Source organism: Streptomyces sp. LS1784 (genome assembly GCF_020103755.1).
GTDB lineage: Bacteria > Actinomycetota > Actinomycetes > Streptomycetales > Streptomycetaceae > Kitasatospora.
Window position 1 is genome coordinate 1 of sequence record NZ_JAHSQD010000245.1, and the last position, 11,752, is coordinate 11,752.

Here is an 11,752-nt window from a genome sequence, read left to right on the forward strand (position 1 = left end):
CCGCCCTGATGGCGCTCGCCGCCACCCGCCCGAGCGTCGTCGGCGGCTACGCCGCGGCCTTCGCGGCAGCCGCCGCCGGGCTGGCGCTCACCGCCGTGGCGGTCGCCGCCCTGCCCCGGACCACCCCAACCGCACCCGAACGCACCATCCGAATCAAGGAGTTCACCTGATGAGCACGCGTTTCGCCGACAAGTCCGTCCTGGTCACCGGCGGTGGCAGCGGCATCGGCCGGGCCATCGCGCTCGCCTTCGCCCGCGAGGGCGCCAGGGTCGCGGTCGCCGGGCGCGGCGCCGGCCCGCTCGCCGAGACCGTCGAACTGATCGAGCAGGCCGGCGGCAAGGCGGTCGCGCTGACCGGCGACGTGACGAACGCCCAGGACGCCGCCCGGCTGGTCCGGGAGACCATCGAGCGGTTCGGCGCCCTGGACGTCGCCGTCAACAACGCCGGAGTGTTCGGCGCCGCCGGTCCGGTCGCCGAGATCGACGAGGCCGAGTGGCAGCGGGTGATCGGCGTCAACGTCACCGGCACCCTGCTCGCCATGCAGCAGCAGATCGCCCACATGCGGGCCCACGGCGGCGGCGCGATCGTCAACGTCTCGTCCAACCTCGGCGCCCACAAGCGGATCGCGGGCGTCGGCGCCTACGCCGCCAGCAAGGCCGCGGTCACCGCGCTGACCCGGGCCGCCGCCCTCGACCACATCGCCGAGGGCGTGCGGATCAACACCGTCAGCCCCGGCGCGGTGGACACCCCGATGTCCTCCCGGCCGGGCGAGGACGCCGAGGCGAAGGCCGAGCGGATGAAGGCCGAGGTCCCGGTCGGCCGGTCCGGCGCGACGGAGGAGGTGGCCGCCGCGGTGCTGTACCTGGCCTCGCCGGAGGCGGGCTACACCGTCGGCAGCGACCTCGTGCTGGACGGCGGCTCCTCCGCCTGACCGCAGGCGGGTCTACCCGCCCGACCGCGGCCCGGGCACCGCCTCGTAGAGCGCCTCCAGCGCTTCCGGGGTGCGTGCCCGGGCCACCACCCAGGCGTCCCCCGCCGCCCCGACCAGCACGTCCGGTGCCTGGTACCAGCGGAAGTCGCGGCCGAGCGCGGGCAACTCCCGGAAGCCGTCCGGAAGCTCGTCGCCTGATTCCAGGACGTCGCTCAGCTCGTGGTCCTCCAGCAGCTTCTCCATCAGCGCCATCGCTGCGGCCGCCGTCGAGAAGCGCTCCTCCCAGGGCTCCCACCGCTCCTGTGACTTGTCCGCCAGGTCCGGCCGCACCACCGTCGGCGGGTCCTCCCGGCCGAGCTCGTCCAGCGGCACACCCCAGTGCGCGCAGCCCTGGTTCTCCGCCCGGTACACCAGCGCGCCGTCCAGCACGTGCAGCTCGTCCGGTGTCAGCAGCACGTCATGACTGCTGGTCAGGTCAGCCCGGCGGCCGAACAGCCGGTACGCCTCGCGCAGCGCCGCCGGCAGCCGCAGGCCCAGCCGCCGCTCGGCGGCGTCCAGCTCCGCGTCCGTAAAGCCGTCGCCGGGCACCAGGGGCTCGCCCCAGTAACCGGCGAAGCCCGTGACGAGCGCCCAGGCACCCGCGCGGGAGCGCACACTTTCGGCCATTGCGGCCGGGATGTCGAATTCCGTTTCGTCCACCAGCGCACCGTACGCCACCCCTCCGACAGCGCGGTGAACCGCTCAACTGCCCGTCCGCCGCCCGTTCGCCGCCCCTCCGCGCACGACCGGCCGGATCTGACGCGAACGCGTAATCCCGGCGACACCCGTTGATCACCACGGGGTTTCCGCGCCGTCGTTCGGGCAAGACACGGTTTCGGCCGGAACCGACATCACGAAAGGCGGACGCGCGAACGATGCCGACCGCACCGCACACCGGGCCCCTCCCGGGCCGCCCACGACCACATCGGCGAGGGCGCTGGGGCGAACACGGGCTCGCCTGGGCCTTCCTGCTGCCCTCCCTGGTGGTCTTCGTCCTCTTCATCGGCTACCCGCTGTGGCGGACGATCTACCTGAGCGGACACGCCAACGACCTCTTCGGCGCGCCCTCCCGCTACGTGGGGACGAAGCACTACACCGACCTGTTCGCCTCGGCCGACTTCGGCCGCACCCTGCTGACCACGGCGCTGTTCACGCTGCTCACCGTGGTGCCCGGGGTGCTCGGCGCGCTGGTGCTGGTGCTGCTCCTGGAGAACCGGATCCGGGGCGTGCGACTGCTGCGCTCGGCCTTCGCGCTGCCCTTCGCGTTCTCGGTGGCCAGCGCCTCGGTGGTCTTCGCGGTGTTCTTCAACCCCGCCAGCGGGGTGCTCAACGGCCTGCTCTCGCACGTCGGCCTCGGCCCGATCGGCTGGCTGACCGACTCCCGGTACGCGCTGGTCTCGGTGGCCGTCACCACGGTGTGGATGAACCTCGGCTACAACGTGCTGGTGCTCTCCGCGGGCATCGGCTCGATCCCGGGCGAGGTCGTCGAGGCGGCCCGCATCGACGGCGCCTGCGGCCTGCGGCTGGCCCGCTCGATCACCATCCCGATGCTCGGCCCGAACCTGTTCTTCCTGACCGTGGTCTCCACCGTCCACGCGCTCCAGAGCTTCGGCCAGATCCACATCCTCACCAAGGGCGGGCCGGACGGTTCCACCCGGACCCTCGTCTACTCCGTCTACGAGAAGGCCTTCGCGTACGGCTCCAGTGACTTCGGCACCGCGAGCGCCCAGGCCGTGGTGCTGCTCGTGGTCGTCCTCGCCTGTACGGCCGTCCAGTTCGGCGTCCTGGAGCGGAAGGTGCACTACGCATGACCACACTGACCACCGAGGCCGGGACGGAGGCCGAGGCGCCCCGCCCGCGCGCCCGTGCCCGTGCCCTCGCCGGGCGCTCCCCGCGCGACCTGCTCGGCCGCGCCGCCGTCTACCTGCTGCTCGCCGTCGCCGTCGTCACCGTGGCCTTCCCGGTCTACTACGCGATCGCCGGCGCCTTCATGGGCCCGTCCGAACTCTCCTCCTACCCGCCGGCCCTGGTGCCGCACTCGGTCACCGGACGGAACTTCTCCGGCGCCGTGGACGCCATCCCGCTGGCCCGCCAGTACGCCAACTCGGCGATCGTGGCGACCGTCATCACCCTCGCCCAGCTGTTCACCTCCGTCCTCGCCGCGTACGCCTTCGTCTTCCTGCCGATGAAGGCGCGGGCCGTGGTGTTCGGGGTGTTCCTGGCCACGCTGATGGTCCCGTGGGAGGCCATCATCATCCCCAACTACCTGACGCTGTCCGACTGGGGGCTCGGCAACACCTACTTCGGCCTGGTGCTGCCCTTCCTGGCCTCCGGCTTCGGCACCTTCATGCTGCGCCAGGCCTTCCGCCAGCTGCCCGGCGAACTGCGCGACGCCGCCCGGATCGACGGGGCCGGCCACTGGCGCTTCCTGTGGCGGATCGTCGTCCCGCTCAACAAGCCGGCCCTCGCGGCGCTGTCGATCTACGTCTTCCTGTCGGCCTGGAACCAGTACTTCTGGCCGCTGATCATCACCCGCACGGCGAACATGCAGACCCTCCAGATCGGTCTGACCTCGCTGCGCGACTCCGAAATGGCCGACCCCGGGCTGATCCTGGCCGGCGTCGTGCTCTCCCTGCTGCCCACCCTCGCCCTGGTGGTCTTCGGCCAGCGCTTCATCGTCCGCGGCCTCACCGCGGGCGCGGTCCGCTGACCTGCTTCCCGTCCACGTTCGTGGCTTTCCCGGATAGAGAGAGAACCCTCGTGAAGAAGAGTGCGCGCGCGCTCGCGGCCCTGCTGGTGGCCGGCCTGTCCCTGACCGCCTGCAGCTCCAGTGGTTCCGGTTCCGGTTCCGGCTCCGGCGGCTCCTCCGACGCCGGCGCGCCCGGCGCCCAGGCGCTCGACCAGGCCTCCGGTGTCACCACCGTCGAGTTCTGGCACTCGATGACCGGCAAGAACGCCGAGGTGCTGAACGGGCTGGTCAGCCAGTTCAACGCCGCCCACCAGGGCAAGATCGAGGTCAAGGCGCAGTTCCAGGGCAAGTACGACGAACTGGTCACCAAGTACAAGGCCGCGGTGCAGCAGAAGGGCACCCCCGCCCTGGCGCAGGTCTACGACATCGGCACCCGGTTCATGATCGACTCCAAGCAGACCGTCCCGGCCCAGGCCTTCGCCGACAAGGACGGCTACGCGCTGGACGACCTGGACGCCAACATCCGCAACTACTACTCGGTCGGCGGCAAGCTCCAGTCGATGCCGTTCAACTCCTCGATGCCGCTGCTCTACCTGAACACCGACGCCTTCAAGGAGGCCGGCCTCGACCCGGCCCAGGCGCCCAAGGACCTCAACGAGCTGGGCGAGCTGGCCAAGAAGCTGACCAAGAAGGACGCCGACGGCAAGACCGTCCGGTACGGCTTCGGCGCCGCCATCTACGGCTGGTTCGTCGAGCAGCTGCTGGCCGAGTCCGGCTCCATGTACTGCGACAACGACAACGGCCGCAGCAACAAGGCCGGCAAGGTCGTCTTCGACTCCGCCCAGGGCGCCCAGATCGTCCAGTGGTGGGCCGACCTGGTCAAGGGCGGCTACGCGGCCAACACCGGCCGCACCACCGACGACGCCCAGGCCGCGTTCAAGGCCGGGACGGTCGCGATGCACCTGGAGTCCACCGGTGTGCTGCGCGGCTACACCGAGGCGGCGAAGTTCGGCGTCGGCACCGCGGCCTTCCCGAAGGCGGCCGCCACCGACCAGGGCGGCCCGGTGATCGGCGGTGCCTCGCTGTGGATCAGCGGCCCCGGCCACTCGGACGCCGAGAAGCGCGCCGCCTGGGAGTTCGAGAAGTTCGTCTCCGCCCCCGAGCAGCAGGCCGTCTGGCACACCGGCACCGGCTACTTCCCGGTCAACAAGAAGTCCCTGGACGACCCCAAGGACAAGGAGTGGGTGGCCAAGTACCCGCAGTTCCAGACCGCGATCGACCAGCTGAAGGCCACCAAGCCGACCCCGGCCACGGCCGGCTGCCTGCTCGGCGTGATGCCGCAGGCCCGCAAGGGCGTGGAGACCGCGATCGAGCAGACCATCGCGGGCACCAAGCCGGCCCAGCAGGCCCTGGCCGACGCGGCGAAGGAGCTCCAGCCGGCGATCGAGAGCTACAACAGCTCGGTCGGCTGAACCGCGCCGCCGAGCGGCACCACGACGACGGCCCGCCCCGCGCACCGAGCGCAGGGCGGGCCGCCGTCGTCGAGGGAGGTCCAACGAGGTGTCCGCCTCGGAGAAGAGGAAGCGACGGAGCCGGGCGGGAGCTAGGCGGAGAGCGCCTCGCCGTTCTCCGAGGGCGCGCACGCGGCCGCCAGTTCGTCCAGTGACAGGTCGAGCGCGAAAGCCAGTGCCGCGATGGTGAAGAAGGACGGCGTGGGCGCGCGGCCCGTCTCGATCTTCCGCAGCGTCTCCGCCGAGACGCCGGCCACCGCCGCCACCTCGACCATGCTGCGCTCGCCGCGCGCCTCGCGCAGCAGCGCCCCGAAGCGTTCGCCGCGCTCGCGCTCCCACGGGGTCAGCGGAGTCCTCACCATGCCGACGAGTCTAGGCCCTGACGCCGCCGGGGCGGTCCACACCCGCGACCGTGATACAAATACCGGTATAAGAATTGGACCCAGGGGAGAGATGCACCATGGTCGAACTCAAGACGGACGCCGGGCTGGCCGCGATGCGCGAGGCCGGGCGGGTGGTGGCGGACGCGCTGGCGGCCGTCCGGGCGCAGGCGGCGGTCGGGGTGAGCCTGCTGGAACTGGACGAGGTGGCGCGGGGCGTGCTCAAGGCGGCCGGGGCCGCCTCGCCCTTCCTCGGCTACCGCCCGTCCTTCGCGCCCGTCCCGTTCCCGGCGGTCATCTGCGCGTCGGTGAACGACGCCGTGGTGCACGGCATCCCGGACGGCTACCGGCTGCGCGACGGCGACCTGGTGAGCATCGACTGCGGTGCCGTCCTGGACGGCTGGGCCGGGGACTCGGCGGTCAGCTTCACCGTCGGCACCGCACGCCCCGAGGACACCGCCCTGATCGAGACCACCCGGCGCGCCCTGGAAGCGGGCATCGCCGCCGCCGTGGTCGGCAACCGGATCGGGGACATCGCCCACGCCATCGGCACCGTCGCCCGCTCCGGCCGGTACGGCATGCTGGACGGCTACGGCGGGCACGGCATCGGCCGCCGGATGCACGAGGACCCCCACGTGCCCAACGAGGGCCGCCCGGGCCGGGGTTACCCGCTGCGCCCAGGCCTGGTGCTGGCGATCGAGCCGATGCTGCTGGCCGGCGGCCGTGACGACCACCGCACCGATCCGGACGGCTGGACCCTGCGCACCGTCGACGGCAGCCGGGCGGCCCACGTCGAACACACCGTCGCCGTCACCGAGGACGGCCCGCGCGTCCTCACCCTGCCCTGATCCGAAAGGCCGGCCACGAGTGACGGGGCGCGGCTACGCTCTCGGGCATGATCAAAGGCGTGATGTTCGACTTCTCCGGCACCCTCTTCAGGGTCGTCTCCACCGCCGAGTGGCTGGCGGCCCACGTCGCCGCCACCGGCCTCGACCTGCCCGCCCGGGAGGAGGCCGAACTGGTGGCCCGGCTGGAGGAGTTCGGCGCCCTGCCTGGCGGCGTGGCGCCGCGCCGCGTCCCGCCGGAGGTCCAACAGGCCTGGGACACGCGGGACCTGACCCCCGAGCTGCACCGCACCGCGTACACCGCACTGACCCGGGCCGCCGAGCCGCCCGCCGGCCTCGACGTGGACGCCCTCTACGACACCCACATCGCGCCCGCGAGCTGGCGGCCGTACCCGGACGCCGTCCCCGTGCTGCGCGAGCTGCGCCGCCGGGGCGTGCCGGTCGCGGTGGTGAGCAACGTCGGCTGGGACCTGCGTCCGATCTTCCGTGCGCACGGCCTGGACGAGCTGGTGGACGTCTACGTGCTGTCCTGCGAGGTGGGCGCCCAGAAGCCCGATCCGGCGATCTTCGAGACCGCCTGCGAGCGGCTCGGCCTCGCCCCGGCCGACGTCCTGATGGTCGGCGACGACCGTACCTGCGACGGCGGCGCGACCGCGCTCGGCTGCGGCTTCCACCCCGTCGACCACCTGCCCGTCGACCAGCGCCCGAACGCCCTCGTACCGCTCCTGGAGACCCTGTCCGGGTGAGCCGGGAGGCCGTCCGGCCGGGGTGACGGAGGACACGAGGTGGCGCCCCGGCGGCCCGGAGTACGGTGCGGGGCATGAACGATCAGGGCTTCACCACGCACATCACCGTCCGCGGGTACGAGACGGACTCCCAGGGCCACCTCAACCAGGCGGTCTACCTCCAGTACGCCGAGCACGCCCGCTGGGAGTACCTCCGGGCGGCCGGGATCCGCCAGGCGGACCTGGTCGCCGAGGGGGTCGGCCCGGTGGTCCTGGAGACCACGGTCAAGTACCTGCGGGAGCTGCGCGCGGGCGACTCGGTGGAGGTCGGCTGTTCGTTCACCTGGCGGGACGGAAAGACCTTCCAGGTGGTGCAGCGGCTGGTCCGCGAGGACGGCGTGCTGGCCGCCGAGATCACCGGCGTCGGCGGCATCCTCGACCTGACGGAGCGCCGACTGGTCGCCGACCCGCGCGAGCCGCTGCGCGCCCTGGCCACCGACCCGGGCCTGCTCGGCCTCTGAGCGAACCGGCCCCCCGCCGCCACCGCCACCCTCCGAGGCCGGAGACCGCAGCCGGAAGCGGCCTCCGCCCTGTCCCGGCACCCGGGGGATTTCCCCACCCCCGACCGGCCCGCTGTCCGGATGGGCCCAAGTCCCCTGCCGCAGCAGACTCTTGGGCATGTCGAAGCCCACCCGCACCATCACCGCCGCGGTCACCGCGGCCGCCGCCCTCGCCGTCACCGCACTGAGCGCCCTGCCCGCCGGTGCCGCCGACACCGCGCCGCTCGGGAGGGGCGGCCTCGCCTGGACCGCTTGTCCGGGCGCCCCGGCCGACAGCCCCCAACGGTGCGCCGAGGTCAGCGTCCCGCTGGACTACGCCGACCCGAACGGCACCCGCATCACCCTCGCCGTCTCCCGGATCACCGCCGCCGAGCCCGGCCTGCGCCGCGGCGTCCTGCTGGCCGTCCCCGGCGGACCGGGCGGCTCCAGCCTCGACCTCGTCAAGGGCATGGCAGGGCGCCTGCCGCAGTCCGTCCGCGACCGCTACGACGTGGTCGGCTTCGACCCGCGGGGCGTCGGCCGCTCCACCCCGGTCAGCTGCGGGCTGGACACCGCCGATCTGACGATGGTCAAGCTGCGCCCCTGGCCGGCCGCCGACGGCTCGATCGACGAGAACCTGGCCACCGCCCGCCGCGTCGCCGAGACCTGCGCCCGCAACGGCGGCCCGGTGCTGCGCAGTATCTCCACCGCCAACGAGGCCCGCGACATCGACAGCATCCGTCGCGCCCTCGGCGAGCGCCGCCTCTCCGCCTGGGGCGTCTCGTACGGCACCTACGCGGGCGCCGTCTACGCCACCATGTTCCCGGAGCGGACCGACCGGATCGTGCTGGACAGCAACGACGACCCGGACCCGTCGCGGGTCGAGCGCGGCTGGCTGGACAACTACGGCCGGGGCATCGAGGACCGCTTCCCCGACTTCGCGACGTGGGCGTCCGCGCCGGACAATCCCGACCGGGTCGCGGACACCCCCGCGGAGGTCCGCCCGCTCTTCCTCGACCTCGCCGCCCGCCTCGACCGGGCCCCGCTGCCATGGCCGGGCGCCAACCCGGCGGAGCTGAACGGCAACGTGCTGCGCGAGACCCTGCTGGAGAGCATGTACGCGGACGCCCGGTTCCCGGACCTCGCCCGGCTGATGCTGGCGGGTCTCGGCCGTCGCCCGCTGCCCGCCCCGGTGGTACCGCCGGAGCAGGCGGTGCAGAACACCGTCGCGGTCTCGGTCGGCACCCTCTGCAACGACGTCCGGTGGCCCGCCGACCCGGCCGGCTACGCCGCGGCCGCTGCCGCCGACCGCGCCGCCCGTCCGCTCACCGCCGGCATGCCGGTGAACGTGATGCCCTGCGCCTTCTGGCCGTTCGCGCCCGCCGAGCCGCCGGTGCGGATCACCGACCGCGGCCCGGCCGACGTGCTGCTCACCCAGAACCTGCGCGACCCCGCGACTCCGTACGCCGGCGCGCTCAAGCTGCGTGCGGCGTTCGGTGACCGGGCCCGGATGGTGACGGTGGACTCGGGCGGCCACGACGTGTACCGGGCCAACGGGAACGCCTGCGGCGACGAGGTGGTGACGGACTACCTGATCACCGGCCGCCGCCCGGCCCGGGACGTCTTCTGCCCGGCCGGCTGAGCCGGCGGGGAGGTGTGCGGGCGGGGCAACGGGCCGTGGACGAACGGCCCTTGTCCTGCCGTGCACGCCCGATCGACCCTCGGGAATGAGTCGAATCCGTCGCGATTTTGTGACAATCCTTCGCCAACACCCGTCCCCCACGGCCTGTTCGCGGCCGTAATGTTCGATCTATGTCACCGAAGAGCCGCATACCCGCCGCCTCGGACCCGGGCGACACCTGGGTGCCGCGCCCGAGGCGCCGCGAGACCCCGATCGGCATCCTGGGCCACGCGGCCACCTTCCTCGGCGCCAGCGTGCTGGGCGGTGTACTGCTGGCGGGCCTGATCCTCCCGGCGGCCGGGGCGGTCGGACTCGGGGCGAAGAGCGGCGCCGAGGGCTTCGAGAGCATCCCCGACGACTTCAGGACCCCGCCGCTGAGCCAGGCGACGCAGATCTTCGACGCCAGGGGCGGCCTGATCGCCAAGGTCTACGAGCGCGACCGCACCGTCATACCCGCCGACCAGATGTCACCGTTCATGCGGCACGCCCAGGTCGACATCGAGGACGCCCGCTTCTACGAGCACGGCGCCGTCGACCTCAAGGGCATCCTCCGCGCGATCACCAAGAACGCGGAGAGCGGGGCCGCCGTCCAGGGCGCCTCCACCCTGACCCAGCAGTACGTGAAGAACGTCAACGTGGAGAAGGCCGGGGACGACCTGGACGCGGTGCGCGAGGCGCAGCGCAAGACCCTCGGCCGCAAGATCCAGGAACTCCGGTACGCCATCAAGCTGGAGGAGGACCTGACCAAGGAGCAGATCCTCACCAACTACCTCAACATCACCTTCTACGGCCACCAGGCGTACGGCATCCAGGCCGCCTCCCAGCGCTACTTCAGCAAGGACGCCAAGGACCTCAACCTGCCCGAGGCGGCGATGCTCGCCGGGCTGGTGCAGAACCCGTCCCAGTACGACCCGAAGCTGCACCCGGTGGCCGCCCAGAAGCGTCGCGACACCGTCATCGACAAGATGGTGGAGAACAAGCACATCACCGCGGAGCAGGCCAGGGAGGCGAAGGCCACCCCGCTCGGCCTCAACTACAAGGACCCGCGGAACGGCTGCATCACCGCCCAGGCCGGGATGGGGTTCTTCTGCGACTACGTGCGGCACGTGGTCAAGCAGGACCCGACGTTCGGCAAGAGCTCGGCCGAGCGCAAGAAGCTGTGGGACACCGGCGGTCTGAACATCTACACCACGCTGGACCCGGACAAGCAGGCCGCCGCACAGAACGCGGTCTCCACCAAGGTGTACGTCACCGACCCGGTCTCGGCCGCGATGACGATGGTCGAGCCCGGCAGCGGCAAGATCCTGGCGATGGCGCAGACCCGCCCGTACGGCCTGGCCAAGGAGAAGAACGAGACCGTCGTCAACTACAACGTGGACGCGGCGATGGGCGGCGGCATCGGCTTCCAGCCCGGCTCCAACTTCAAGCCGATCGTGGCCGCCGCCGCCCTGGAGGCCGGTCTGTCCTCCACCCAGCGGTACGACTCGCCCAACCGGATGGACTGGCCGACGATGAAGACCTGCGACGGCACCTGGAAGAACCTCAGCAAGGGCAAGAAGGAGGGGAGCATCCCCAACGAGAGCCCGACCGAGGTCGGCCCGTACGAGCTCAAGCAGGCCATGGCGCTCTCCGTGAACACCTACTTCGTGCAGATGGAGCAGGAGATCGGCCTCTGCGCCGTCAAGCAGATGGCCAACAAGCTGGGCGTGGAGGGCAAGGCGAACGGCCAGCCGCTCCAGGAGCTGCCCGCGCTCGGCCTCGGCACCCAGGAGGTCAGCCCGCTGACCATGGCCAACGTGTACGCGACCTTCGCCGCCCGGGGCACCTACTGCGCACCGCTGGCGATCAACCGGATCACCACCGTGGACGGCACCGACGTCCCGGTGCCCCCGGCCCGGTGCACCCCGGCGATGTCCGAGGACACCGCCGACGTGATCAACAGCGTGCTGCTCGGGGTGACCGAGAAGGGCGGCACCGCGCGGGACCTCGGCCTGGACGACGGCCGCCAGATCGCCGGCAAGACCGGGACCACGGACGAGAAGAAGTCGGCCTGGTTCACCGGCTACACGGGCAACCTGGCGGGCTCGGTCTGGCTGGGCAGCCCCGGCACCAAGGTGCCGATGCGCAACATCCGGATCGGCGGCAAGTACCAGGCCGAGGTCTTCGGCGCCACCGGCCCCGGGCCGATCTGGCAGCAGGCGATGAGCGACGCGGTCCGGAACATGCCGGAGAAGGCCTTCACCACCGTCCGCATCCCGGACCCGCCCCGGCGGGACGCCAACTGCACCACCGCGAGCGGCTCGCCGAGCTCGGTCACCTGCACCGGCGCCCCCGCCACCGGGGGCCCAGGCAACGGCGGCAGGCCGCGCGGCACCGGCCCGACCGGCGGCAGTGCGCCGTCCGTCCCGCCGG

General features: G+C 72.3%; 11 protein-coding genes. 9 read left to right on the plus strand and 2 right to left on the minus strand.

Going from position 1 to position 11,752, the window contains the following annotated elements:
• Window positions 1-169 precede the first annotated feature (169 nt).
• Window positions 170-931, plus strand: a complete 762-nt coding sequence (locus KS423_RS25175) for an SDR family NAD(P)-dependent oxidoreductase (protein ID WP_224282043.1) — start codon at window positions 170-172, stop codon at window positions 929-931.
• A 12-nt stretch (window positions 932-943) separates the two neighbouring features.
• Here the strand turns inward: KS423_RS25175 and KS423_RS47505 are convergent, their stop codons facing one another.
• Window positions 944-1,630, minus strand: coding sequence for an SMI1/KNR4 family protein (locus KS423_RS47505; protein WP_308020247.1), 687 nt, complete (start codon window positions 1,628-1,630; stop codon window positions 944-946).
• A gap of 215 nt (window positions 1,631-1,845) precedes the next feature.
• Between KS423_RS47505 and KS423_RS25185 the strand changes: the two genes are divergently transcribed.
• The 3 genes from KS423_RS25185 to KS423_RS25195 are packed head-to-tail and all read left to right on the plus strand — an operon-like array spanning window position 1,846 to window position 5,131.
• Entirely contained in the window at window positions 1,846-2,781 is a 936-nt protein-coding gene (locus tag KS423_RS25185; RefSeq protein WP_224282044.1) for a carbohydrate ABC transporter permease, read from the plus strand.
• On the plus strand, window positions 2,778-3,680 hold the full coding sequence (locus KS423_RS25190; RefSeq protein ID WP_224282045.1) for a carbohydrate ABC transporter permease: 903 nt from the start codon (window positions 2,778-2,780) through the stop codon (window positions 3,678-3,680). The genes KS423_RS25185 and KS423_RS25190 overlap by 4 nt, the downstream gene beginning before the upstream one ends.
• Window positions 3,681-3,730: 50 nt before the next feature.
• Window positions 3,731-5,131 (plus strand): ABC transporter substrate-binding protein, encoded by a 1,401-nt coding sequence (locus KS423_RS25195; protein ID WP_224282046.1) that lies wholly within the window; start codon window positions 3,731-3,733, stop codon window positions 5,129-5,131.
• Window positions 5,132-5,262: 131 nt separating this feature from the next.
• Here the strand turns inward: KS423_RS25195 and KS423_RS25200 are convergent, their stop codons facing one another.
• Entirely contained in the window at window positions 5,263-5,532 is a 270-nt protein-coding gene (locus KS423_RS25200) for a helix-turn-helix domain-containing protein (protein ID WP_224282047.1), read from the minus strand.
• A gap of 98 nt (window positions 5,533-5,630) precedes the next feature.
• Here KS423_RS25200 and map point away from each other — a divergent pair, with 98 nt between their 5' ends.
• The 5 genes from map to KS423_RS25225 form a co-directional block, all read left to right on the plus strand.
• Entirely contained in the window at window positions 5,631-6,398 is a 768-nt protein-coding gene (gene map / locus KS423_RS25205) for a type I methionyl aminopeptidase (protein WP_224282048.1), read from the plus strand.
• Between the two features lie 47 nt (window positions 6,399-6,445).
• Window positions 6,446-7,141: an HAD family hydrolase gene (locus KS423_RS25210; protein WP_224282049.1), complete on the plus strand. Its 696-nt coding sequence runs from the start codon at window positions 6,446-6,448 to the stop codon at window positions 7,139-7,141.
• Between the two features lie 74 nt (window positions 7,142-7,215).
• Window positions 7,216-7,641, plus strand: coding sequence for a thioesterase family protein (locus KS423_RS25215; protein WP_224282050.1), 426 nt, complete (start codon window positions 7,216-7,218; stop codon window positions 7,639-7,641).
• A gap of 157 nt (window positions 7,642-7,798) precedes the next feature.
• Entirely contained in the window at window positions 7,799-9,301 is a 1,503-nt protein-coding gene (locus KS423_RS25220) for an alpha/beta hydrolase (RefSeq protein ID WP_224282051.1), read from the plus strand.
• 170 nt (window positions 9,302-9,471) lie between these two features.
• A partial coding sequence (locus KS423_RS25225; protein ID WP_224282052.1) for a transglycosylase domain-containing protein occupies window positions 9,472-11,752 on the plus strand: 2,281 nt, incomplete at its 3' end.

Bases quoted from the DNA above. Each gene is read 5' to 3' on its own strand.
- KS423_RS25175 (WP_224282043.1), top strand. From the start codon at position 170: ATGAGCACGCGTTTCGCCGACAAGTCCGTCCTGGTCACCGGCGGTGGC.
- KS423_RS25185 (WP_224282044.1), top strand. From the start codon at position 1,846: ATGCCGACCGCACCGCACACCGGGCCCCTCCCGGGCCGCCCACGACCA.
- KS423_RS25190 (WP_224282045.1), top strand. From the start codon at position 2,778: ATGACCACACTGACCACCGAGGCCGGGACGGAGGCCGAGGCGCCCCGC.
- KS423_RS25200 (WP_224282047.1), bottom strand. From the start codon at position 5,532: ATGGTGAGGACTCCGCTGACCCCGTGGGAGCGCGAGCGCGGCGAACGC.
- map (WP_224282048.1), top strand. From the start codon at position 5,631: ATGGTCGAACTCAAGACGGACGCCGGGCTGGCCGCGATGCGCGAGGCC.
- KS423_RS25210 (WP_224282049.1), top strand. From the start codon at position 6,446: ATGATCAAAGGCGTGATGTTCGACTTCTCCGGCACCCTCTTCAGGGTC.
- KS423_RS25215 (WP_224282050.1), top strand. From the start codon at position 7,216: ATGAACGATCAGGGCTTCACCACGCACATCACCGTCCGCGGGTACGAG.
- KS423_RS25220 (WP_224282051.1), top strand. From the start codon at position 7,799: ATGTCGAAGCCCACCCGCACCATCACCGCCGCGGTCACCGCGGCCGCC.